The sequence below is a fragment of the Chryseobacterium sp. 22532 genome, assembly GCF_052044665.1.
GTDB classification, from domain to species: Bacteria; Bacteroidota; Bacteroidia; order Flavobacteriales; family Weeksellaceae; genus Chryseobacterium; species Chryseobacterium lathyri.
The window spans coordinates 84,314-108,264 of sequence record NZ_JBQENJ010000006.1 but is presented as its reverse complement, the minus strand read 5'-3'; the positions used below and the strand labels follow the sequence as shown (position 1 = coordinate 108,264).

Genomic DNA, 23,951 nt, shown 5'->3' with positions numbered 1-23,951 from the left:
TTTATTAATCTGCACCAGTCAATGTGATGTGTACATTTTCACTCCCTACATTGAGACAAAATAAAATATTATTCATTTCATCTTCCGGGCTTTCAATTATTAAAAGCTGATAAATTTTAGGGTCATTAGCCATTTCAATATCTTCTGTAGAAGAAATTTTTGCAGAAACTGCCAGGCTTGAATTTAAAACAATATTGACATAACTGTTTTCTATCAAATTTCCGTCCAACAGTTCTCCAATCAGGTAAAACTCTTTTTTTCTTCTGATGGTAAAACTGCTAATGACCCTAAAAGTCCCAACTTTATCTTTAAAGTTCATTACAAACTTTTCAGTTTCTCTTCCAGAATTGCAATTTTATCCTGAGCATCTTTTTGTTTCTGGCGCTCTACTTCTACAACTTCAGGTTTAGCGTTAGCTACAAACTTTTCATTGGAAAGCTTCTTGTCTACAGAGATTAGAAATCCTTTCAAATAAGCCAATTCTTCTTCTGTTTTCTTTTTCTCTGCACCCAAATCTAAATTTTCGCTCAGAGGAATAGAAACTTCTGTTGCACTAACAAGGAATGTAAAGCTAGGCTTATCTGTCTTTGCTGCGAAATGAATTTCAGTAACATTAGCCAGCTTTCTGATCACCGCTTCATTTTCAAAGTTTGAGGCACTTGTATAAACCTCAACAGCTTCTTTAGGCGAAATTCCTTTGGTCTGACGGTAATTTCTGATTCCGGAAATGATTTCTTCAGCAGTTTCAAAGTTTTTGATTATCTCTTCATTAAATACTGCGGCTTTCTTCTGCTGAGCAACAATTAAAGCTTCTTCAATACTTCTCTCCGAGATAAGCTGCCAGATTTCTTCAGACTGGAACGGCATAAACGGATGAACAAGTTTCATCAACTCTTCAAAGAAAGCTATTGTTGTCTTATACACTTCTTCAGAAACTCCTTCCCCATAGTTTGGTTTCACTGCTTCGAGGTACCATCCGCAGAAATCATCCCAAATTAGTTTATAAATCAGGTGCAGAGCATCAGAAATTCTGAATTTCTCAAACTGCTGCTCAATCTCCCCGATTGTTTTATTTAATTTATGTTCAAACCATTCGATTGCATTTTTATCTGAATCGTTCAATGGTTTATTTTCTCTGCTCCATCCTTGGGTTAAACGGAATGCACTCCAGATTTTCGTCATAAAGTTTCTTCCCTGAAGCATCAGATCTTCGTCAAAGAGAAGGTCATTTCCTGCTGCAGAACTCAATAAGATTCCTACACGAACTCCATCTGCACCATATTTATCCATCAATTCAAGCGGATCCGGAGAGTTTCCTAAAGATTTTGACATCTTTCTTCTCTGCTTATCTCTTACAATTCCTGTAAAATAAACATTTTTGAACGGAACTTCTTTTCTGTATTCCAATCCGGCCATGATCATTCTGGCTACCCAGAAGAAAATAATATCGGGACCTGTAACCAGGTCAGAGGTTGGATAATAATAGTTGATATCTTTATTTTCAGGATCCAGAAGACCGTCAAATACAGACATTGGCCATAACCATGATGAGAACCAGGTATCAAGAGCATCTTCGTCCTGTTTCAGACCTTCAAGAGTTAATTCCTGATTTCCTGTTTTTTGTTTTGCCAATTCTAAAGCTTCTTCTTTAGTCTCTGCAACCACAAAATCATTTTCTCCATCTCCGTAGTAGAATGCCGGAATCTGCTGTCCCCACCAAAGCTGACGGGAGATATTCCAGTCACGGATGTTTTCCATCCAGTGCTTGTAGGTATTCTTGAATTTTTCCGGGTAGAATTTCACTTCATCATCCATTACTACATCCAATGCAGGCTTAGCAATTTCAGACATTTTTAAGAACCACTGAACTGAAACTTTAGGCTCAATAACTGCACCTGTTCTTTCTGAAGTTCCTACTTTATTTACATAATCTTCTGCTTTCAGTAAAAGATCTTTTTCCTGTAATTCTTTTGCGATCTGCTTTCTTACATCAAATCTGTTTTTACCTGCATAGTGTAAACCGTGCTCGTTAAGATTTCCGTCATCATCCAAAGCATCGATCATTTTTAACTGATGCTTCTGCCCTATCTCGTAGTCGTTGGTATCATGGGCAGGTGTAATTTTCAACGCTCCGGTACCGAATTCAATGTCTACATATTCGTCTTCAATAATAGGAATTACTCTGTCAACGATCGGTACGATTACATTTTTACCTTTCAGATGAGCATATCTTTCATCATTAGGATTGATGCATACGGCAGTATCCCCGAAAATAGTCTCGGGACGTGTTGTAGCTACGGAAAGAAATTCTTCTGACCCTTCAATTTTATATTTAAGGAAATATAGTTTTCCGTTCTGTTCTTTAAATATTACTTCTTCATCAGAAATATTGGTCTTTGCTTCCGGATCCCAGTTAACCATTCTGTAACCTCTGTAGATTAATCCTTTATTATATAGATCTACAAAGCTTTTAATCACCTGTTGAGAAAGTTTTTCTTCCATGGTGAAACGGGTTCTGTCCCAGTCGCATGAACATCCCAGCTTTTTCAGCTGTTCAAGAATAGTTCCTCCATATTTATCGGTCCATTCCCAGGCATGCTTTAAGAATTCTTCACGGGTAATATCTGATTTATTGATCCCTTCAGACTTCAGTTTAGCAACAACTTTGGCTTCAGTGGCAATTGAAGCGTGATCTGTGCCCGGAATCCAACAGGCATTAAAGCCCTGCATTCTTGCACGGCGGACGAGAACATCTTGAATGGTATTGTTCAGCATATGTCCCATGTGTAATATCCCCGTTACGTTTGGCGGAGGAATTACCACAGTATATGGTGGTTTCTCATTGGGTTCCGAATGGAAAAATTTGTTTTCCATCCAGAAGTTGTACCATTTCTGTTCAGTTTCCTGTGGATTGTACTTTTCTGAAATCTGCATAAAATTCTATTTCTTTTGCTTACAATTTGCAAAAATAGTCTAAAGAAAAAAAATTTTAAGTATGAATTAAAATAATTTTTAACTTTGTTTCTTGAAATTTATCTAACAAACATATTAACATTCAAGAATATGAAAAAATTAATTGCAGGAATTGCATTATTCGGAACATTTGCATTGGCATCTGCACAAACAATTACGTTTGACAAAACTACTTTTGACTATGGTACTATCAAACCAAGTGCTGACGGTACAAGATTCTTTACAGTAACAAACACTGGTGACAAGCCTTTGATCCTTTCTAATGTAAAACCTTCTTGTGGATGTACTACACCTGAGTTCAGCCAGGATCCTATTATGCCAGGAAAATCTGCTAAGATTAAAGTGGGATATAACACTACTCTTAACGGACCTTTCAATAAAATGATCGAAGTTTTCTCTAATGACCCTGCTAACAGCAGAAGCGTAATCTACATCAAAGGTAATGTAGACGCTAATGCTCCTGAACCAAAGCCTTTAACAGCTGAAGAGCAGAAAGCAGCAGCAAAAGCTGAAAAGAAAGCGGCTAAACTTGCTAAAAAAGCAGCAGCAAAGTAATCTCTACTAAAAAATAAAAAAACCGTCTTCAATATGAAGACGGTTTTTTTATTACATTTAAGTAGGATTTAGAAGTTAAATTTGGATATTAGTTAATGATACCTTTTAATTCTTAATCTTTAAATCTTCAATTTTTCAATCTTTAAATATTAAAAAATATGGATACCAATTTTTCAGATGATTTCCTGGTAAAGGGAAAAATTTCGATAAAAAAAATTTCAACAGAGTATAAAGGAAAGCTCACAAAAGAAGAAGGTGAGCAGTTGTTAATCGCGGAAAAAGAAAAACTGCGGGAACTGCAGGAAAAGCTTTATGCTGATGGCAGCAAATCCCTGCTTGTGGTTCTTCAGGCAATGGATGCAGCGGGAAAAGACAGTTTGATAGAGCATGTTTTCGGAGGTGTAAATCCACAGGGATGCAATGTTACCAGTTTTAAGGCTCCAAGTTCAAAGGAATATTCCCACGATTTTCTGTGGAGACATTATCTGGCGCTCCCACAGAAAGGAATGATTGGTATTTTTAACAGATCACATTATGAGAGTGTTCTGGTATGTAAGGTTCATCCTGAATATAACCTCAGCGAGAAAACATGGTCTTCTGTAAAGGATTTTGATGCAAAATTCTGGGAAAACAGATATGAAAGTATCCGAAATTTTGAGCAGCACCTGGCACAGAATGGAACTACTATTGTGAAAATATTTTTAAATGTTTCTAAGGACGAGCAAAAGAAGAGGCTTCTGGACAGAATTGATGAACAGGAAAAAAACTGGAAATTTTCTGCCGCAGATCTTCCTGAAAGAGCGCTTTTCCCAAAGTATATGGAAGTTTATGAAACCGCTATCAACGAAACTTCAAAGGATCACGCCCCATGGTATATACTTCCCGCAGATAATAAATGGTTTGCAAGAGTAGCTGCTATACAGATTATTATTGATACTCTGGAGAAGATGGACCTGAAGTATCCTCAACTTGGAGAAAAGGAAAAAACAGAGCTTGCCGAAGCAAAAAAAACCCTTGAAGGTGAATAATACATAAGTGTAAATTATTACGTCGTAGCTAAATAAGATAAAATAAATTTAACATAGAAGACACTAAAAAGTGAATAATATGTTGTTCATATTAGTTTTTTTTATAAATTTATCAAAAATTAATTTTTAACCCCTAATCATTAAACTTTAGCTATGAAAAAACATTTATTATTATCAGCAATTGCTGTAATAAGTATTATCTCCTGTAATAGTGAAGGAGCAGCTGTCAATACTGTACAAAGTATGAAGACTCCTCAAATGGAAAACTTCGACAAAGCTTTCAAAAGTCTTGGTGATCCTCAGAACAGACCTACGGAAGAAGAAAAGAAAAGGAACACTTCCGAACTGAGTGACAGAAGAAAAGCACTTCTTGTACCGGCTTCCAAAGAACTTATTATTTCCTCAGGCGTAACAGAAGCCGAATTAATGAGAAAAACAGGAGGCGATATGAGCCAGATTATTGTATGGGCCACCAACATCTACATGCAGAAAAGTGATGAGATCCGTAAAAACTTAAAATCTGAGAAATAGATCATGAAGAAGCTGCTACTCCTGCTGGGGATCTGTTTTGTTTCCTCAGCATACGCCCAGGGAGGAACTCTGATCATTCAGAATCTGACTTCCAATTATGATTTCCATGGAACTATTTATGCCAATAACAACGTAGGAGGAGGATGTTATCCGTTAGTTATCTCCAAAGATCCTGACCCCATAATCATACCGCCAGGCACTATTGTAAAATATGAGAATTACAGAGATCAATATTCTTTTTCCGGTTACCCGATTTCTACCTGGGATGTTATTTTGGGAGCAGGATCCCCTGCCTCACCAAGACCCTGGAATCATGGAAGCCTAGTTCCGGGCGGCGTTATTTCCAATAACACAAAATGGTCTATGTCTAAATTCCAGATGTATCATGCCGGAACTTCGGTACCTGAGACCTACTTCAATGGGGATATCGGAGGAACTGCCGCTCCGTGTAATACTGCCCCTGACACTGTTACAACATCGTGGGGAAGCGCCAAATGGTTTACCATCACTTCCGGAACAGATGTTTACACTTACCTGATCATCCAATAACCCTTATTACTATGAAAAAGATATCATTACTTTTATCAGCTTTGGCAGGAGTTCTTTCTTTTGCCCAGACTTCTCCCCTGATTATACAGAACTATAGTGCATATGATGCCGTAGGCCGACTCCGTACCGGTACACCGGGAGTGCCCGGTCCTTATATGTTTGCAGCTCCTAATGCTCCTTACGGTACCTACACTGTTCCTGTCGGAGTTACTACACAATATAATACATTCAGTACATCAGGTACAGCTTCTCTTCCTATTACAACATGGTATGTCACAGATCCTGTCAACCCTGCAAATAGCGGAACATACCCATACAACCATCCTTTTATTGCAACGGTAATGAACCCTTCCAATATATGGGGTGGATTCCATTTCTGGCTGACAGATCCATCATTAGGAACTGATATGTATCAGCTTGGGAATCCTGTGGTATATTCAGGATTCACAGCTTCAGGAACAGGAGCTTTTTCGAGCGCAGACTGGTTTACAATAACCACGCCTAGCGGCCCGACCACTTACCTGCAGATATTCTAGATAAACGGCAGCTGTTCTGCAGCTGCCTATTTTATTGAACATCCCTTACGGAAAGCAGCAGTTTTGCTCTCCGAGGGATATTATATGCCCCAATTTCACTAATCATTTACCTTATATTAATGCAACTTAATTATGAAAAAAATCTTTTTATCGGCTTTACTGGCCGTTTTAACATTAGCAGCATGCAACAATGAAAATACTGTTGCAAATACTGTGGAAAGCATGAAAACGCCACAGATGGAAAACTTTGACAAAGCTTTTAAAAGCCTTGGTGATCCGCAGAACAGACCTACGGAAGAGGAAAGAAAAAGAAATACCTCCGAGTTGAGTGACCGGAGGAAGGCCCTTCTGGTTCCGGCATCTAAAGAGCTAATTCTATCCACAGGCATTACAGAAGCTGAACTGACAAGAAAAACCGGTGGTGATATGAGCCAGATTATTGTTTGGGCTACGCAGATCTATATGCAGAAAAGTGACGATATCAGAAAAAATTTAAAATCAGAGAAATAATTATGAAAAAGTATTTAGCTATTCTAGGATTGGTATCCTTATCTTTTGCCTATGCACAGGGTGGGCCTCTTGTTATCAACAATTATACATCGTATGATTTCCATACAAGAGTTACTGCGGCCAATCTGTTTACACCGGGATGTTATTTTTATGTCGCTTTAGACAATCCTGAGCTTGTAATTTCCGGTGGTAATTCTGTCAGTTACAACAGCTACAATATTCCGGGGACAACCTGGAAAGTATCTACATCATCTTCGCCTGCGACCCTGAGATTGGGGAGTAATCCAAGTCTTGCCCTGGGAGGAACAATCTCCAACAATACGAAATGGGTGGTCTCTCAATTTCAGCTTTATCAGTCAGGAACATCTTTATCGGTAGGAGCTGTGGGAGATACTACTTATACATGCAATCCTGTTCCCAATATTTTCAACACTCCTCAGGCAATGGTAGAATGGTTTACGATTACTTCCGGTACTACCACATCTACATATGTCCAGATATATTAATCAGTTTATCCAATTAAATCCTAATTCTTTATGAGAAAACATTTTTTACTGGCAGCTTTTGCCTTATTAATCTTAACCTCATGCAGCAATGAAAGTTCTGCTGTAAGTACGGTGGAAAGCATGAAAACCCCGCAGATGGAAAACTTCGATAAAGCTTTCAAAAGCTTGGGAGATCCACAGAACAGACCTACGGAGGAGGAAAGAAAAAGAAATACATCTGAGCTGAGTGACCGGAGGAAAGCTCTTCTGGTTCCGGCATCTAAAGAGCTAATTCTATCCACAGGCGTAACAGAATCTGAACTGACAAGAAAAACCGGTGACGATATGAGCCAGATTATTGTCTGGGCTACGCAGATCTATATGCAGAAAAGCGATGAGATCAGAAAAAATATTAAATCCGATAAATAAACACTAACCATTCAATTTATTAAAGTATGAAAAAATTAACTGTTATTCTAGGAATGCTAGCAGGAATAAGTATTTCTGCACAATCTTCCTCAATAGTAATCCATAATTACAGCGCTTATGATGCTGAAGGCAGGTTTATGACAGTAGGATCAGCCGGCACAGGATCGTCTCAGCCCTATATGTATGCCCTTCCGAATCCTCCTTACTCAGTATATACTATTCCTGCAGGAGGTCACACGAAATATGACAAATTCGATAATACAGGCAGCCCGAATCCCATTCCCATTCCCGGATGGTACTATATCGATCCTTTAAACAGTTCCAACACCGGCAATTATCCGTACAATCATCCTATAATCACAGCGGTTACTCCTGTTGATGAGTGGATGGGCTTTGCTTTCAGGCTCACAGATACCACGGGATATACATATGATACTTTTGAGGTAGGGGATCCGATTCTTTCCAACGGTTTCTTAAGCTCAACCCAGACCGGGCCCAATACCACTGTTTCTGCAGACTGGTTTACCATCACAACAACGGGCGGACAGGTTACCTATTTCCAAATCTATTAATTCCCGTTACACAACCAGAAGTTTAACGTAATTAAAAAAACAAATATTTAAATACTTATGAAAAAACTACTTATATCATCAGTCTTTGCCCTATTAACTCTGGCATCATGCAATAATGAAAGCGCTGTCGTCAATACGGTGGAAACTATGAAAACCCCGCAGATGGAAAACTTTGACAAAGCTTTTAAAAGCCTTGGTGATCCACAGAACAGACCTACGGAGGAGGAAAGAAAAAGAAATACTTCCGAGCTGAGTGACAGAAGAAAGGCTCTTCTAGTTCCGGCTTCCAAAGAATTAATTCTGTCCACAGGCATTACGGAAGCAGAATTAATGAGAAAAACAGGCGGCGACATGAGCCAGATCATTGTTTGGGCTACTCAAATTTACATGCAAAAAAGTGATGAAATCCGTAAAAACATCAAATCTTAAAAATAATTATCATGAAAAAAGTATTAACATTACTGGGATTAGCAGCCTTTTCTTTCGGTTACTCACAAGGAGGAACGCTTATTCTGAACAACTATTCACAATATGATTTCAAAGGATTCATAGTGGCTAATAATTTTGCCGGAGGGTGCTATCCTTACATCAGCTCCAACAATCCGGATATGGTAACGGTTCCCGCCAATTCTCATATTGGCAATGGTCAGGAGCTGAGATATACCAACTACAGAGATCAATTCAATTCTTCCTTATACCCGATGACGGAATGGCACGTCAGCACATCATCTGCGCCCGGCATACCAAGGTTATGGAACCACCCAGCCATAATGCCCGGCGGGGTTCTTTCAAACAATACAAAATGGGCCACCACCAAATTTGTAATGTATTATCCGGGAACAACAACCCTTGCTCCGGATAATTTTAACGGTGCCATCACTCTTGCCGGCAACTCCAACTGCTACAGTGCCTCTGACAATATGACGACTTCAACAGGAAACAATAGTGCAGAAATATTCACCATAGCAAGTGGCGGAATTACCTATACTTATATCCAAATCTATTAATTTGAATTCCTTATGAAAAAAATATTCACCATTCTTTCCTTAGCATTGTTCTCAGCTGCATATTCCCAAAGCAGTATGATGATTGTTAATAATTATTCTACCACCTACGATTTTCAGGGAAATATCAGTGCTCACAATTTTTCAGGAGGATGCTATCCCTATGTAACATCCAGCACACCTGCGGCGATTACTGTTCCTGCCAATTCGCATACAGGTAATGGTCAGGAACTTGCCTATAAAAATTTCAAAGACCAGTTTACCGGCTCATTGTATCCTACTACAAACTGGACAGTACAGCTGAACCCTACTACATCCCAGATACGTGCCTGGAACCATCTAAGTATAGCACCCGGAGGAGTTATTGCTTCGAATGTGAAATGGGCTTCTTCACAGTTTCAGATGTACTTTGCAGGAACTTCCACACCGGAACCATCTTTCAGCGGGCTGATCGGAGAATCTCCCGATCCGTGTACAGGTGCCACAGGGTATATATCAACGCCTTATGGGGATGCAGAGTGGTTCAATATTACTACGAGCAATGTAGATTATTCTTATTTGCAAATTTATTAGTCAAAAAAATCAAACCTAAATTCTAATTAATTATGAAAAAACTTTTTTTATCGGCAGCTTTTGCTGCCCTAACCCTGATTTCGTGCAACAATGAAGGAAGCGCTGTCAATACGGTGGAAAGCATGAAAACTCCACAGATGGAAAACTTCGATAAAGCTTTTAAAAGCCTGGGAGATCCACAAAACAGACCTACGGAAGAGGAAAGAAAAAGAAATACTTCCGAACTGAGCGACAGAAGAAAGGCTCTTCTTGTTCCGGCTTCCAAAGAATTAATCCTGTCCACAGGAGTTACCGAGACCGAATTAATGAGAAAAACCGGTGGCGACATGAGCCAGATCATCGTATGGGCTACGCAGATCTATATGCAAAAGAGTGACGAAATCCGTAAAAACATCAAATCTGATAAATAATGAAAAAGATCTTGTCAATATTAGGTATTGCAGCCTCCATAGCTGCATATGCGCAAGGAACCCTTATTATCAATAATTATACAATTTATGATTACAGGGGAGATGTAATTGCACACAATATGTTTGCCCCATGCTATCCTAGAGTGGTCAACAATGTTCCTATCATAGTGCCCGCCAATTCCAATACAGGAACAGGAACCCAGCTCCAATATGATAACTTCAGGGATCAGTATACTTCTTCTTTGTATCCGATGGCTGAATGGAGTGTCGGAACCTCTCCCAACACCACGAATGTAAGACCATGGGATCACCCGGTTTTAGTTCCCGGAGGTACGTTTTCAAACAATACGAGATGGGGTATAACTAAATTCGGGATGGTATATGCAGGAACCAATAATAATGTTGTTGGTTTTAGTGCTAATATAGCTATAGCAGGAAATCCATGTTATACTTATCCTGATTATTTTACGACCCCAAATGGACTTAACAGCGGGGAAATGTTTATCATTACCAGCGGAAGTAATGTGACCACATATATCCAGCTTTATTAATCAAAAAATCAAATCTAAATTCTAATTAATTATGAAAAAACTTTTTTTATCGGCAGCTTTTGCCGCTTTAGCTCTGGTTTCATGTAACAATGAGGGAAGTGCTGTCAATACGGTGGAAAGCATGAAGACTCCACAGATGGAAAACTTCGACAAGGCTTTCAAAAGCCTGGGAGATCCACAAAACAGACCTACGGAAGAGGAAAGAAAAAGAAATACTTCCGAACTGAGCGACAGAAGAAAGGCTCTTCTTGTTCCGGCTTCCAAAGAATTAATTTTATCCACAGGAGTTACCGAGACCGAATTAATGAGAAAAACCGGTGGCGACATGAGCCAGATTATTGTATGGGCTACACAAATTTATATGCAGAAAAGTGACGAGATCCGTAAAAATATTAAATCTGATAAATAATGAAAAAGCTATTAACCATATTGGGAATCACTGCAACTTCGTTCGCTTATTCCCAAGGGATGTTCATACTTAACAATTATTCCCCTCACGATTATCACGGAAATCTTATGGCCATCAATCTTAGCGGCTGTGTTCCGGCTGTCATAAACAATGATCCTGCCACAATTATTGTTCCTGCCAATTCACATATGGGCAACAACCTTGCCTGGAAGATAGATAACTACAGAGACCAGTTCAGTAATTCCCTGTATCCTATCACCAGCTGGCTTGTAACACTTGGGCCATCACCAGCAACCGTAAGACAATGGAATAACCCCAGCCTTATGCCGGGCGGTGTAATCGCCAACAATACCAAGTGGGTGACGTCTAAGTTTGCCATGTATTATGCAGGAACAGGCAACAAGGTTTTCGGGTTCAATACGAATCTGGGAGATGCAACCCCGAATACATGCGTCACCAGTGTTGATTATTTTTCTACTCCTGATGGCTCCGCAGAATGGTTTACCATTACAACAGGTACTGAAACAACAACTTATCTACAAATATATCCATGAAAAAAACAGCAGCTTTATTATTGGGTTTAGCGGGAATACTTTCCTCAGCCCAGACTTCTTCTTTTGTATTTAATAACTATAATATCTATGATGCAGTAGGAAGACTAATGACCTGCAGCCCGACTCCCGGACTGATTAAATATATGTATGCCTCTCCAAACGGTATTTTTGGTTCGTATACAATGCCGGCAGGAATTTCTTCATCTTACGCCTCTTTCGGCACCACCGGACTGGCGCCTTTCCCTATGAATATGATACAGTGGAATGTGACTGATCCTACTAACACATCCAATAACGCATCTTATCCTTACAATCATAGCTTTATAACATCTACAATGTCAGCTATTAACGAATGGGCTTCATTTCATTTTACGCTGCGTGACAGCTCCGGAAACGCCATTGATTCCTATCTCGTGGGAGATCCTGCTGTTGCAATTAATGCAGGTGTAACGGCAAACGCATATCAGATAGGTGCCAGCAGCGGGATAGAAGCAGAATGGTTTACCATTACAACATCTACCGGAAAGGTAACCTATTTCAGTATTTACCCATAAAAAAAGCGGAGACTGATCTCCGCTTTTTTTATTTTAAACAGTTTGTATTGAATAAAAATCACGAGAAAATCTGTAAGCCGGATTTTGTTCTTCCGAAGAAGTGCCTGTTATTTATCTACGTCTTACATTGCTGTAAAACTTGAGCTGATTACCCCTCGGCTTTCAGGACGAGCCGCCCCTATTTCCATTACTGAAAAGAACCGATATACTTATCATTGCACCGCAAAGAGTTTACCTGGTTTCACTACAGCCGAACTGTACCTGCTTTCTGTTGCACTTGTCCTACCCTCACGGGTGACGGATGTTATCCGCTTTGCTGCTCTATGGTGTCCGGACTTTCCTACCCCTGCCGAAACAGGAATCAACAAGCCGATTTTCTCGCGGTTGCAAAGATACACGATAATTTCGACAATTGAGAATGTGGAAACAGGCCAATTTGAAATCTTAAAATGCAGGGCCTTTTCAAATGAACAAATTATACCATCATATATCAACAAATTACCACATTATTATTATCTTCGTGCCATTATATATCTATGACTTCCAGGGAAAAAGAATTTGCGCAGCTTATTAAGGATAATCAGGGCCTGATTATTAAAGTTTCGCGCTTGTATACCAATTCTCTTGAAGACGAAGAAGATCTGTTTCAGGAGATCGTCCTCCAGCTTTGGAGAAGCTACGATTCTTTTAAAGGAAATTCTAAAATTTCTACGTGGATGTACCGCGTAGCGCTTAATACAGCCATTACACTTTTCAGAAAAAAAAGCAAAAGCCTTCTTACAAACGAGCTGGATATCAATCACAAGGATTTTGTAGAGGACGACGACGATAAGCAGCAGCAGATATCGCTTCTGTATACCGTAATTAAAACACTTCCCCATGTAGAAAGAGCAATTGTAATGATGTATCTTGACGACCTGCCTTATAAGGATATCGCAGAAAACCTAGGGATTACCGAAGTTAATGCGCGTGTAAAAATGAACAGATTAAAGAAAACCCTTAAAGAACAGATGCAAAAATATGCCTGATTTTGATTTAGACAGTTTTAAGAAAACATGGCAAGAGCAGCCTGTTCAGCCAAAATACGACAGCAATGAGATTCTTCAGATGCTGAACAAAAAATCACGCAATTACGTGAAGTATATTTTTTGGATCAGCGTGGCAGAATTTTTATTCTTTTCCGTTCTGGGATTATTTTATTTCTTTCAGGACGAGGAGTCGGATAGCTTCCGTAAGATCTTAGAAAAACTGGGAGCTCAGAAAGCCCCTGAAATAGAAACTAATTTTGACCATGCTTATTTAGCCATAAAAATTTTAAGTCTTTTAATTACAGCTTATTTTGTCCTAAAGTTTTATCAGAATTACCGCAAAATAAGGATCGAAGAAAACCTAAAAGGTCTTATTATACGGATCATCAAGTTTAAGAAAACAGTGAATGCTTTTATCCTTATCAGCATTGCGCTGCTGGTAGCTTTTACATTTGTATTCACAGCCTTTATTTTCTATGTATTAAATTCCCAAAACGTACGGCCGGATAATACCAACCTTATTATTGTTATTATTGGAATCATTGTAAGTACGGTATTATGTGTCCTGTTGATCTGGCTCTACTACAGGCTTGTGTATGGAATTATCATTAGAAAACTGGACAAAAATCTAAAACAGCTTAAAGACATAGAATCTCAGGAAAATTAGATAGACAGGCATCATTTCAAGATTTTTCATTAATTTTATTCCACCAAATCTTAAACTATGCCATTATCTTACGTCTATGGAGCCTCTGCTATTCCATTACTGGGACAAACCATTGGAGGGAATCTTAAAAAGACTGTTGAAAAATTCTCAAACCATGAAGCCTTAGTCTGTGTTCATCAGGATTACAGAGCTACCTATCAGGAATTTTATAATCAGACCACCGCTGTTGCTAAAGCTTTAATCTTTTTAGGAGCCAAAGCAGGAGACAGAATCGGAATCTGGGCTTCGAACCGCTATGAATGGGTTTTGCTTCAGTATGCTACAGCCCGGGTAGGTACCATACTGGTCAATATCAATCCTGCTTACAGAACACACGAACTTACGTATGTGATCAATCAATCCGGAATTCGGTTTATGTTTTCTTCTTTAAGCTTTAAAACGAGCAATTATAAGGAAATGGTAGAATATGCCAAGGAAGTATGCCCCAGCCTGGAGCATGAAATCTTCTTTGATGACAACTGGGAAGATTTCTTGAACAACGGGCAGGATATTTCGGATGATACGCTTCACAGCTTTGAAGAGCATGTACAATTTGATGATCCGGTGAATATTCAGTATACATCCGGAACAACAGGCTTTCCAAAAGGTGTTACTCTTTCCCACCACAATATTTTAAATAACGGATATTTTATCGGCATTCGCTTAAAATACTCGGAGAAAGACCGTGTCTGCATTCCTGTGCCATTCTATCATTGCTTTGGAATGGTGATCGGAAATATATGCTGTACAACTCATGGCGCATGCATGGTGATCCCTAATGACAGCTTTGATCCTGAAATTACTTTAAAAACAGTTTCTGAAGAAAAATGTACCTCTTTATACGGGGTTCCAACAATGTTTATCGCTGAACTGGCTGTTAAAGATTTTGCCTCCTATGATTTTTCAAACTTAAGAACCGGCGTTATGGCTGGGTCTGTATGCCCACCCGAAATTATGAAAAAGGTGGAAAGCCTGATGAACATTAAAGAAATGAGTATCTGTTACGGAATGACGGAAACGTCTCCAGTTTCTACACAGACGCTGATAGGAACGCCATTGGAAAAACAGGTCAGTACTGTAGGAACCGTGCAGGACTATCTTGAAATAAAGATTATTGATGAAAACGGGAAAACCGTACAACGTGGTGAACACGGCGAATTATGCACCAGAGGCTATTCCGTAATGCTGAAATACTGGAATGATCCGGAAAATACAAAGAAAGTACTGGATGACGCCCGATGGATGCACACCGGCGATATGGCCGTAATGGATGACGATGGCTATATTACCATATCCGGAAGAATAAAGGACCTCATCATTCGCGGCGGTGAAAACATTTCGCCTAAAGAAGTTGAAGATTTCCTATACACTTATCCAAATATACTGGATGTACAGATCATCGGGGTTCCGAGTGAGAAATTCGGAGAGGAAGTCATGGCCTGGGTAAAAGTGAGAAAAGGATTTGAGGTATCGGAAACCGAACTTTTAGAATACTGCCAGGGAAGAATTGCTCATTATAAAGTTCCGAAATACTGGAAATTTGTAGATGAATTTCCAATGACGATATCCGGAAAAATAAGAAAAGTAGAGATGCGTGAGATTTCTATAAAAGAACTGGAACTGGATAAATTGAAACAGCGTTCTTAAGGAAAATATTATAATAGAACTTTGCGTTAAAAATATCTTGCAGATCGAACATATTTTCACTTTAAAAACAAAAAAGCCCAGAAATACTGGGCTTTACTTATGTATAGAAAACTTATTAAAGTTCTTTTCTTAATCTCGCTACCGGAATATTGAGCTGTTCGCGGTATTTAGCGATCGTTCTTCTGGCAATATTATAGCCCTGCTCTTTCAGCATCACTACCAGTGCATCATCTGTAAGGGGTTTTCTTTTATTCTCCTTTCCGATTACTTCCTGAAGATGAGTCTTGATTTCTTTGGTAGAAACTTCTTCACCATCATCATTGGTCAGACTGTCAGAGAAAAGATCTTTCAGATAAACAATTCCGTTCGAGGTATCTGCATATTTACTTTTTACTACCCTTGAAATGGTAGAAATATCAAATCCGGTAATATCAGCAATGTCTTTCAGGATCATTGGCCTCAGTGATTTTTCGTCACCAGTAATAAAATAATCCTTCTGAAATTTTACGATAGCTGTAATCGTCTGCAACAAGGTGTTCTGACGCTGGTTAATAGCATCTATATACCATTTTGCCGCATCTAATTTCTGTTTGATGAATAACGCCGCCTGTTTATGTTCAGAAGAGTTTTTATCGTGCGAATAGGTAGTTAAAATATCTTTATATTCTTCAGAAACTCTTAGAGTTGGCGCATTTTTACTGTTAAGCATAGGAATTACCATCCCATCTTTCACCTGGATCACAAAATCCGGAATAATTTCCTGATTAATGGTGATCGTCTGTGTATCAAAGTTTCCTCCTACTTTTGGTGAAAGTTTGGAAATCTCGTCCAAAGCATCTTTAAGGTCATCTTCTTCGATATCATATTTCTGAATAATCTTGTTATAATGCTTATTGGTAAGAGCATCGAACTGATATCTTAAAATATTGGCAGCCAGAGAAACCGCTTTATCAGAGCTTACTTTTTTCTCGATCTGAAGCAGCAGACATTCCTGAAGACCTCTTGCTCCTACTCCTGGCGGATCAAGCTTCTGAATATAATTTTCCAGAATATCTTCCACTTTTTCTTTGGTAGTATAAATTCCCTGAGAAAAAGCAAGGTCATCTACAATCGCTTTGATCTCTCTTCTTAAATATCCATCGGTGTCTAAATTTCCAATCACATATTCAGCAATCTTCTCGTCTTCTTCATTGATATTGACCAAATGGATCTGCTCCAGTAGATAGTCGTACAAGGACTGCCCTTCGGTAAGAAGACTTTCGTTGTCGAATTCTTCATCGTCAGGAGAATAGTTGCTTGATGCAGTTTTATAGCTAGGTTCGTCATCGTAAATATACTCGTTGACGTCAAAATCCGTTTGAATACTTTCTGTTCCTTCATCCTGATAAGCATCTTCAAGAGAAGAATATTCATCTTCTTTAGGATCTTCCTTTACAATTTCCAAAGCAGGATTTTCCTCTAGCTCTCTTTCCAGCTCCTCTTCAAATTCCAGTGTATGAAGCTGAATAAGCTTCATCAACTGAATCTGCTGAGGTGCCAGCTTCTGTCCTAATTTGAGTTGTAAGTGTTGTTTAAGCATATTAGTCGTTGTGTTTTAACATAACATATCTACGAATTTAATAAATTAATTCGACAAAAAACACATTTAGCATGATTTTTGCTTTAACTTATTAACATAATAAACTATTAGAAAATAAAAAAAGCCTTAATTTTTATATTAAGGCTTTTTTATTGATCTAGAACTCAGCACTTTTCGGCGTTCTAGGGAAAGGAATTACATCTCTGATATTGGTCATTCCTGTTACGAAAAGAACCAGTCTTTCCAACCCCAAACCAAAGCCTGCATGTGGTACAGAACCGAATTTTCGGGTATCTAGGTACCACCAAAGCTCGTGCTCGTCTACATGCATATCTGCCATTTTCTGTTTAAGTACGTCCAATCTTGCTTCTCTCTCTGATCCTCCGATGATCTCTCCGATACCTGGGAAAAGAACGTCCATTGCTGCAACGGTCTTATTGTCATCGTTTAGTTTCATATAGAAAGCTTTTATCTCTTTAGGATAGTCAAACAATACTACCGGGCTTTCAAAGTGTTTTTCCACCAGGTATCTTTCATGTTCAGACTGAAGGTCCGTTCCCCAGTTTTCAACCGGATACTGGAATTTTCCTTTTTTATTTTCTTTTGAGTTCATCAGGATCTCAATTGCTTCCGTATAGCTTACACGTTTGAAACGTTTAGCTATAACATTCTGAAGTTTTTCGATAAGTCCTTCTTTTGCTCTGTCTTTTTCTGGTTTTCCTTTCTGCTCTTCCTCAAAACGTTTGTCCAGAAACTCAAGATCATCTTTACAATTGTCCAGAACATACTGGATCACATATTTTAAGAAATCTTCTGCAAGGTCGATATTGTCTTCAAGGTTGTTAAATGCCACTTCCGGCTCTATCATCCAGAATTCTGCAAGGTGTCTTGTTGTATTTGAGTTTTCCGCACGGAAAGTAGGTCCGAATGTATAAATTCTGCCCAGCCCCATTGCTGCAGTTTCTCCTTCAAGCTGTCCGGAAACCGTCAGGTTGGTCTTTTTTCCGAAGAAATCCTGTGCAAAATCAATTTCACCGTCTTCAGTTCTTGGGATATTGTTTAGGTCAAAGTTCGTTACTCCAAACATTTCTCCTGCTCCTTCTGCATCGGCTCCTGTAATCACGGGTGTGTTAATATAGAAGAACTGGTTTTTGTTAAAGAATGAATGCACCGCAAAGCTAACCGCATGACGCACTCTGAAAACAGCTCCGAATAAATTCGTTCTGAATCTTAAATGGGCCTGATCTCTCAGAACTTCCAGAGAGTGTTTTTTAGGCTGAAGAATCGTTTTATCTCTGTCTTCCGTAAAGTTATCTCCTAAAATAATAATTTTTTTAGCTACAATCTCCACATTCTGTCCGGCTCCCTGACTTTCTACAACTTCACCTACTACCTTTAATGAGGCAGCTGTACTGATTTTACTGATAATTTCTTCATCGAAATTTTCAAAATCAACAACAATTTGCAAATTATTAATTGTAGAACCATCATTTAGCGCTATAAAGCGATTGGCGCGGAATGTTCTTACCCAACCGTAAACCGTAATGTCATGATGTAATACTTTCTTGTAATCCTGTAGGATTTCTTTAATCGTCTGCTTTTTCATTTGTTGATTATAAATTTTCTTATAAAAATTAACGTCTGCAAAGTTACAAAAAAACAGCGCAACTTGGTGATTACGCTGTCCTTTAAAAAATCATTTATCAAAATATTGAATCTAAAACTATGCTATGGATATTATTTAAAGTAAATTGGGAGCTTGGAAGCTGGAAGAAGGAAGCTGGAAGTGACTGTATGTTCGTGATTGGCATCCTTGTCAAGGTTTTGAACCTTGACAAGGATAAGACCTAGACAGTTCACCAAGCTGAAAAAAGTCAATGAAAACGAGTGACAGTAGTGCTTTTAAACTTCCCGTTTCCTTAGATACAATCTCTAATTAAAGAATACGGTTTTCTTCCGTTCTTTTCCGTTTCTAATTTTCCACGCATGATAGGAACTTGGTACGTCGTACTGCCATTTCGGAAGCAGTAAGATGATTAAAATCACGTCAATATGAGACACAAACCCTAATACAATCGTAAGATAAAATACCCAGTTTGTTTGTTGAAATCCTATTAAATAGGTAAAAGCAATCAGCAGACTCAAACCCCACATTTTTGACAAAAAAGCATGGGTACAGGTTTCTTTTCCAAATTTCCAGATACTGACAACATAGCAAAGCGCTTCCATGATGAAGATTAAAAGAATTCCCTGCCATTCATTTTTAATCAATCCAGGATTGAGAAAATAGGACGCAAATCCCAATGAAAGCCAGAAAATCAGATCGGTCTGGCTGTCTAGTCTTCTTAACTTTTCTGAGGAAATACCGACCTTTCGGGCAATAATTCCATCGAAGATATCCGTTAATAACCCGAAATACATTAAAGCTACAATCAAGAACTTTGATTCTGTGCCTTTATAATAGGCTAATAACAGAATAACCGGAGCAAGGATAAATCGGGTTGCGATAAGCAGATACGGTAGCTTTTTCATGACTTTTTATTTTTAAAATTCCAATTAATCAGGGGAAGTTTTCTTTTTTCATTCTCGTTCCAAAAACCGATCTGTATCCCCCTTGAGTCTTTACATACATTAATCAAGGCTATCTGGACGCCTCTGCATTTTTGACTCACATTCGCAAAAGTAGAAATGGCAACACCTTTTGTGGTATGGTGAAAGTTGTACAGCGGCGAAACGGCAGCCCCGTTAGTTACCGATGGTGCACTTATATTACTGGATAAACTTAATTCCAGACCGTTAGTGACGGTAGGCTCCATATTGATGATAGAGAGTTGCATTCCGTTAATTGTATTCATTTTAGCAGGTAAGGGTTCAAAATCGACATCATTAATTGCCCAATTATCAATGGATGCAATATTGACAAGAAACAATACAGGAAAAAAAATTCCTAAGCCATTAAACCCCAACCCAACACCATTTACTTTCTTAGGCTGTAGTTCATTATCAATTTCATCATAATATTTAATCAGCATTCCATTAACCTTTTTAGTTTCTTTCGAAGGGGAAAAAGCGATAAACTTAGTTTTATCCGATGTAGTAATCAAGCTATCCTGAGCACTGATAACACTTCCTGTAAAAAGGCCGATCATTATCAAAAGTTTTATTTTCATAACTTATTGTTTTAAAATTACACTTCAAAAGTATCTGTGGAAAACACAAATCCGAATGCGAAAAAAAATTAAAATAAAGAAGTACATTTGTGAAAATCACAAAAACATGTATCAGGAACTTTTACTTAAGGAAATTCGCAGAAAAATTGGTAACAAATCTTTAAATGATGAGATTGCCAATATCCTCAATATAAGTTATGATGCGGCACACAGAAGGACATCTATGAAGGCTAAATTCAGTTTTGAAGAAGCTTTGGAACTGGCCAGGTTTTATCAGATTTCCCTCAATCAATTTATCACCTCGGATCAACAGATTGTGGTTCAGAAAACCTCAGTAGTGAACGAAACAGAAGACTTGCAGTCATTCTTCCAGAATAATCTCAGCATCTTTGAAAATCTGCCGCTTTCTGATGAAATGACCATCTATTATTCTGCGAAAGATATTCCTTTTTTCTATACGCTTTCAGATACTTTACTCTCCCGTTTTAAAATTTATGTCTGGATGAATCTGCTTAACGCGAAACAGGTTTTCGTTCCCTTTTTGCAGTTCTCGCCTCCTTATTTTGAATCCAACACACAGGAGCTCAAGAAAAAATACGAAGCACAAAACATAGTGGAACTGTGGAATGACAGGACCATATCCAGTATTTTGCAACAGATTTTATTTTATTACGAAACCGGACTTTTACGAAAAAATGAAGGTGAAATTATTCTGCAAGAGCTCAAAGAACTTATAGAGTACATTGAACAGAAGACCGAAAACAATCCAAAGTTTCACCTGTATGAAAACGAGCTGATGCATCTTTCCAATGACATTTTTTTTCACCATCCGCACCAATCCCTTTTTGCTATACCTGTGAATATGTTTGGGTATATTTTGATAAATGATGAGAAAACCTGTGGTGAAGCGATAAATTATTTTGAGCATCAGATTAAAAATTCAAAGTCTCTGAACACTTCCGGAAACCGCGACAGAAAAATATTTTTCAATAAAATGTATGAGCAGGTTGAAAATTTAAAACAAAAACTATAATATGAAAAGCCTCCATAATGGTGAATTTTTCGGAAAGACCAATGAAACCCTGCGTTTCGATGGACTGACTATTACGGATACGGAATACACACATCCTTACGTCGACTGGCACTATCATGAAAATGCTTATTTCACTTTTATGCTGCAGGGAAATATGACAGAAGGAAACAAAAAAGAAACTTATGACTGTCCCGCCGGAACGCTGCTTTATCATCATTGGGAAGATGCCCATTACAACATCAAACCAAATATCTTTACAAGAGGATTTCATCTTGAAATTACTGAAAACTGGTTTGAACAATTTCAGATTTCAAAAAATTCTATTGAAGGAAGCTTTAATTTGAAAAATCCGGCTTTAAAACTGTTAATGTACAGGATTTTCAGAGAAACGAAATTGAATGATCCGTCTTTTGAACTTTCTGTTCATGAGCTTTTATTCAACATTTTCAGCGAACTATCCGATAGGGCTCAGAACTCTGATAAAAAACCAAGCTGGGTAAACAAAATTGATGAAATACTTCATGAAAGCTTTACGGAAAAACTGAACCTGACAGATCTTTCTAAAACTATAGATATTCATCCGGTTCATTTGAGCCGGGATTTCCAGAAACATTTTCATTGCAATTTAGGAGAATATATAAGAAAACTGAAGATCAATAAATCCATAACACTTCTCAACACCTATCCGTCTTTAGCTGAAGTAGCTCTGGAATGCGGTTTTGCAGATCAAAGTCATTTCATCAGATCATTCAAAGAAAATACAGGAATTACCCCGTTACAGTATAAAAACCTTCTCAAGAAATAACAATGTTAATTTCGTTCTATTTTTTCTAAGGACGACTTTATATTTTTGCTTAGATAAAATATCAAAATGAAATCTATTCTACTGTTTGTTTTGCTTCTTAGTTTCGGACTCTCTTCAGGGCAGTCCAAAAATAGTATAGCCCCCGACACCATCATACATCCTCTGCATAAAAAATACATCAACAAAATTGTTTTCCTGGATAAGACAGTCTCTCCAGACCAGATAAAAGAAACTGATTTTCTCAAAACAATAGTATTTCAGGAAGATAAAGACCTTGACATCCGTATTTTTATGGACAATTCTTTGGTTAATTATTTACATCAGCTCGATTCCTCTTTATCACCAGATGAATTACTGAAAAAAGGGAATTATCAATTCAGTTTCTATGTTGACGAAAAGCTGATCTACACTGAAAATCTGAATACCGGAGCAGGAATTTCAGAAGATAAAAAGAAGAAAACTACCTTTAGAATTCCTCTATTAAGTTCAAAAAATGAAGATTCGTGGGGAAAATATATGTGGATGAGATTTTATCTGGGTAATGGCGGAATTGATGCACTGGAGGAAGGAAATCATGTTTTGAAAATTGAAGTCAAACCTTATTTAAAAACTTCATCTCTAAAAGTTGGAAATACTATTGCTGCAGGTGAAATTCACGTAACAGTTCCTCACAAAAATAGCTCGGAGCAGCAAATTGCCATTCAAAAGGTACAACCTAACAGCGGCTGGAAAGTGTCTGATGAAAAATTGGATCAGGAAAAAATCAGGCTTTTAAATACAAAAATTGCAGAAAACAGGTTCAGAGATATCACCAGTATTGTGGTCATCAAAAATGATAAGCTTCTTTTGGAAGAATATTTCAGCCAGTCCGGAAGAGATTCTTTGCAGGACACGCGTTCTGTAGGAAAGTCTTTTGCCTCGGCTCTGATGGGAATTGCCATTAATGACGGATATTTTAAAAGTGAAAATCAAATGCTGAAAGAATTTTATGATCTGAAGCAATTCAAAAATTATTCGCCTCGAAAAGATAGCATTACTATCAAAAGCCTGCTGACGATGAGTTCCGGATTTGACGGAAATGATGCAGACGAAAGCTCTCCCGGCAATGAGGAAAATATGTATCCTACAGAGAATTGGGTGAAGTTTGCGCTGGATCTGCCTACAACACAAAACAGGCCCGGAAAAACCTGGAATTATTTCACTTCAGGTGTGGTACTGACCGGAGATATTTTAGATAAAAAAGTTCCTAAAGGCCTTGAAAATTATGCTGAGAAAAAGTTATTTCAACCTCTTGGAATCACGAATTACAAATGGCAGTTTACCCCACAGCAGAAACCTTCTCTGGCTGGTGGACTTCGTATGAGAGCATTGGATTTTGCAAAATTCGGGCAGCTTTATAAAAATAACGGAATATGGAACGGCAAAAATATCATTGACAAAAACTGGATCAAGAAATCTTTCACTAATTATTTTCCGAATGATCATGATTTTGAAGGGTATGGCTATTTATTCTGGAGGAAAATTTATAAAGTGGGAAACCAGAATTTTGAGGCCTACCAATCCAGTGGAAACGGTGGTAACAAGATTATCATATTCACAGAAATTCCTGTTGTGATCGTAGTTACAGCAAAAGCTTACAACAGACCTTATGCCCATATACAGGTAGAAAAAATTGTTCAGGAGTATTTGCTTCCGGCCATTAATAATAAACAATGAGTAATAGTCTCCCATAGTTTTCCCGGAAGTATGACCTGATTAAT

At 38.2% G+C, this 23,951-nt stretch carries 29 protein-coding genes and 1 other RNA gene; 23 read left to right on the top strand and 7 right to left on the bottom strand.

The window, feature by feature from the left end; genetic code table 11:
- Positions 1-4: 4 nt before the first annotated feature.
- Both ACTJIV_RS16695 and ACTJIV_RS16690 read right to left on the bottom strand, forming a co-directional pair.
- Positions 5-319 carry a hypothetical protein gene (locus ACTJIV_RS16695; RefSeq protein ID WP_111956508.1) on the bottom strand — a complete coding sequence of 105 codons (315 nt, stop codon included), beginning with the start codon at positions 317-319 and terminating at the stop codon, positions 5-7.
- A complete protein-coding gene (locus tag ACTJIV_RS16690) occupies positions 319-2,934 on the bottom strand; it encodes a valine--tRNA ligase (RefSeq protein ID WP_440628782.1) in 2,616 nt (871 codons plus the stop codon). Before ACTJIV_RS16690 ends, ACTJIV_RS16695 begins: the two co-directional genes overlap by 1 nt.
- Positions 2,935-3,063: 129 nt before the next feature.
- Between ACTJIV_RS16690 and ACTJIV_RS16685 the strand changes: the two genes are divergently transcribed.
- From ACTJIV_RS16685 to ACTJIV_RS16605, 17 genes are all read left to right on the top strand, one after another.
- Complete coding sequence (locus tag ACTJIV_RS16685; RefSeq protein ID WP_080780350.1) at positions 3,064-3,528, top strand: DUF1573 domain-containing protein; 465 nt, start codon at positions 3,064-3,066, stop codon at positions 3,526-3,528.
- 158 nt (positions 3,529-3,686) lie between these two features.
- Positions 3,687-4,556, top strand: coding sequence for a polyphosphate kinase 2 family protein (locus tag ACTJIV_RS16680; RefSeq protein ID WP_440628780.1), 870 nt, complete (start codon positions 3,687-3,689; stop codon positions 4,554-4,556).
- Positions 4,557-4,709: 153 nt separating this feature from the next.
- Positions 4,710-5,087 carry a hypothetical protein gene (locus ACTJIV_RS16675; RefSeq protein WP_111956500.1) on the top strand — a complete coding sequence of 126 codons (378 nt, stop codon included), beginning with the start codon at positions 4,710-4,712 and terminating at the stop codon, positions 5,085-5,087.
- A 3-nt stretch (positions 5,088-5,090) separates the two neighbouring features.
- Positions 5,091-5,636, top strand: a complete 546-nt coding sequence (locus ACTJIV_RS16670) for a hypothetical protein (protein WP_111956498.1) — start codon at positions 5,091-5,093, stop codon at positions 5,634-5,636.
- 11 nt (positions 5,637-5,647) lie between these two features.
- Complete coding sequence (locus tag ACTJIV_RS16665; RefSeq protein ID WP_440628778.1) at positions 5,648-6,172, top strand: hypothetical protein; 525 nt, start codon at positions 5,648-5,650, stop codon at positions 6,170-6,172.
- Positions 6,173-6,304: 132 nt separating this feature from the next.
- On the top strand, positions 6,305-6,682 hold the full coding sequence (locus tag ACTJIV_RS16660) for a lipoprotein (protein WP_440628776.1): 378 nt from the start codon (positions 6,305-6,307) through the stop codon (positions 6,680-6,682).
- 2 nt (positions 6,683-6,684) lie between these two features.
- On the top strand, positions 6,685-7,188 hold the full coding sequence (locus tag ACTJIV_RS16655; RefSeq protein WP_336378859.1) for a hypothetical protein: 504 nt from the start codon (positions 6,685-6,687) through the stop codon (positions 7,186-7,188).
- A 30-nt stretch (positions 7,189-7,218) separates the two neighbouring features.
- Positions 7,219-7,596 (top strand): hypothetical protein, encoded by a 378-nt coding sequence (locus ACTJIV_RS16650; protein ID WP_111956490.1) that lies wholly within the window; start codon positions 7,219-7,221, stop codon positions 7,594-7,596.
- A 26-nt stretch (positions 7,597-7,622) separates the two neighbouring features.
- Positions 7,623-8,168 carry a hypothetical protein gene (locus ACTJIV_RS16645; RefSeq protein ID WP_111956488.1) on the top strand — a complete coding sequence of 182 codons (546 nt, stop codon included), beginning with the start codon at positions 7,623-7,625 and terminating at the stop codon, positions 8,166-8,168.
- A gap of 57 nt (positions 8,169-8,225) precedes the next feature.
- The gene (locus ACTJIV_RS16640) at positions 8,226-8,597 is read left to right on the top strand and encodes a hypothetical protein (RefSeq protein WP_111956486.1); all 372 of its coding nucleotides are present in this window, start codon (positions 8,226-8,228) and stop codon (positions 8,595-8,597) included.
- 11 nt (positions 8,598-8,608) lie between these two features.
- On the top strand, positions 8,609-9,175 hold the full coding sequence (locus ACTJIV_RS16635) for a hypothetical protein (protein WP_111956484.1): 567 nt from the start codon (positions 8,609-8,611) through the stop codon (positions 9,173-9,175).
- Positions 9,176-9,187: 12 nt separating this feature from the next.
- A complete protein-coding gene (locus tag ACTJIV_RS16630) occupies positions 9,188-9,745 on the top strand; it encodes a hypothetical protein (protein ID WP_440628775.1) in 558 nt (185 codons plus the stop codon).
- A 32-nt stretch (positions 9,746-9,777) separates the two neighbouring features.
- Entirely contained in the window at positions 9,778-10,155 is a 378-nt protein-coding gene (locus ACTJIV_RS16625) for a hypothetical protein (RefSeq protein ID WP_440628774.1), read from the top strand.
- Positions 10,155-10,706 carry a hypothetical protein gene (locus ACTJIV_RS16620; protein WP_111956478.1) on the top strand — a complete coding sequence of 184 codons (552 nt, stop codon included), beginning with the start codon at positions 10,155-10,157 and terminating at the stop codon, positions 10,704-10,706. The genes ACTJIV_RS16625 and ACTJIV_RS16620 overlap by 1 nt, the downstream gene beginning before the upstream one ends.
- A gap of 31 nt (positions 10,707-10,737) precedes the next feature.
- Positions 10,738-11,115 carry a hypothetical protein gene (locus ACTJIV_RS16615; protein ID WP_440628773.1) on the top strand — a complete coding sequence of 126 codons (378 nt, stop codon included), beginning with the start codon at positions 10,738-10,740 and terminating at the stop codon, positions 11,113-11,115.
- The gene (locus ACTJIV_RS16610; RefSeq protein ID WP_111956474.1) at positions 11,115-11,669 is read left to right on the top strand and encodes a hypothetical protein; all 555 of its coding nucleotides are present in this window, start codon (positions 11,115-11,117) and stop codon (positions 11,667-11,669) included. The genes ACTJIV_RS16615 and ACTJIV_RS16610 overlap by 1 nt, the downstream gene beginning before the upstream one ends.
- A complete protein-coding gene (locus tag ACTJIV_RS16605) occupies positions 11,666-12,223 on the top strand; it encodes a hypothetical protein (protein ID WP_440628772.1) in 558 nt (185 codons plus the stop codon). Before ACTJIV_RS16610 ends, ACTJIV_RS16605 begins: the two co-directional genes overlap by 4 nt.
- A 57-nt stretch (positions 12,224-12,280) precedes the next feature.
- On the opposite strand, the gene rnpB is transcribed toward ACTJIV_RS16605, so the two are convergent.
- An RNA gene (rnpB, locus tag ACTJIV_RS16600) (RNase P RNA component class A) lies at positions 12,281-12,604 on the bottom strand.
- 155 nt (positions 12,605-12,759) lie between these two features.
- On the opposite strand from rnpB, the gene ACTJIV_RS16595 reads away from it, so the two are divergent.
- From ACTJIV_RS16595 to ACTJIV_RS16585, 3 genes are read left to right on the top strand one after another with little or no spacing between them, the layout of a single operon-like run.
- Entirely contained in the window at positions 12,760-13,251 is a 492-nt protein-coding gene (locus tag ACTJIV_RS16595) for an RNA polymerase sigma factor (RefSeq protein ID WP_440628771.1), read from the top strand.
- On the top strand, positions 13,244-13,918 hold the full coding sequence (locus ACTJIV_RS16590) for a beta-carotene 15,15'-monooxygenase (protein WP_223560054.1): 675 nt from the start codon (positions 13,244-13,246) through the stop codon (positions 13,916-13,918). The genes ACTJIV_RS16595 and ACTJIV_RS16590 overlap by 8 nt, the downstream gene beginning before the upstream one ends.
- Positions 13,919-13,975: 57 nt before the next feature.
- Positions 13,976-15,604, top strand: a complete 1,629-nt coding sequence (locus tag ACTJIV_RS16585) for an AMP-binding protein (RefSeq protein ID WP_440628769.1) — start codon at positions 13,976-13,978, stop codon at positions 15,602-15,604.
- Positions 15,605-15,719: 115 nt separating this feature from the next.
- Here ACTJIV_RS16585 and rpoN read toward each other — a convergent pair whose 3' ends face one another.
- The 4 genes from rpoN to ACTJIV_RS16565 form a co-directional block, all read right to left on the bottom strand.
- The gene (gene rpoN, locus ACTJIV_RS16580) at positions 15,720-17,183 is read right to left on the bottom strand and encodes an RNA polymerase factor sigma-54 (RefSeq protein WP_111956464.1); all 1,464 of its coding nucleotides are present in this window, start codon (positions 17,181-17,183) and stop codon (positions 15,720-15,722) included.
- Between the two features lie 157 nt (positions 17,184-17,340).
- Entirely contained in the window at positions 17,341-18,789 is a 1,449-nt protein-coding gene (gene asnS, locus ACTJIV_RS16575; RefSeq protein ID WP_111956462.1) for an asparagine--tRNA ligase, read from the bottom strand.
- 326 nt (positions 18,790-19,115) lie between these two features.
- Positions 19,116-19,715 (bottom strand): CDP-alcohol phosphatidyltransferase family protein, encoded by a 600-nt coding sequence (locus ACTJIV_RS16570; RefSeq protein ID WP_440628766.1) that lies wholly within the window; start codon positions 19,713-19,715, stop codon positions 19,116-19,118.
- Positions 19,712-20,353, bottom strand: coding sequence for a hypothetical protein (locus ACTJIV_RS16565; RefSeq protein ID WP_440628763.1), 642 nt, complete (start codon positions 20,351-20,353; stop codon positions 19,712-19,714). Before ACTJIV_RS16565 ends, ACTJIV_RS16570 begins: the two co-directional genes overlap by 4 nt.
- 106 nt (positions 20,354-20,459) lie before the next feature.
- On the opposite strand from ACTJIV_RS16565, the gene ACTJIV_RS16560 reads away from it, so the two are divergent.
- The 3 genes from ACTJIV_RS16560 to ACTJIV_RS16550 all read left to right on the top strand — a co-directional run bounded on the left by ACTJIV_RS16560 (position 20,460) and on the right by ACTJIV_RS16550 (position 23,907).
- Positions 20,460-21,386: an XRE family transcriptional regulator gene (locus ACTJIV_RS16560; protein ID WP_111956456.1), complete on the top strand. Its 927-nt coding sequence runs from the start codon at positions 20,460-20,462 to the stop codon at positions 21,384-21,386.
- A 1-nt stretch (position 21,387) separates the two neighbouring features.
- Entirely contained in the window at positions 21,388-22,191 is an 804-nt protein-coding gene (locus ACTJIV_RS16555) for a helix-turn-helix domain-containing protein (RefSeq protein ID WP_440628761.1), read from the top strand.
- 66 nt (positions 22,192-22,257) lie between these two features.
- Entirely contained in the window at positions 22,258-23,907 is a 1,650-nt protein-coding gene (locus tag ACTJIV_RS16550; RefSeq protein ID WP_440628759.1) for a serine hydrolase domain-containing protein, read from the top strand.
- Positions 23,908-23,951 lie beyond the last annotated feature (44 nt).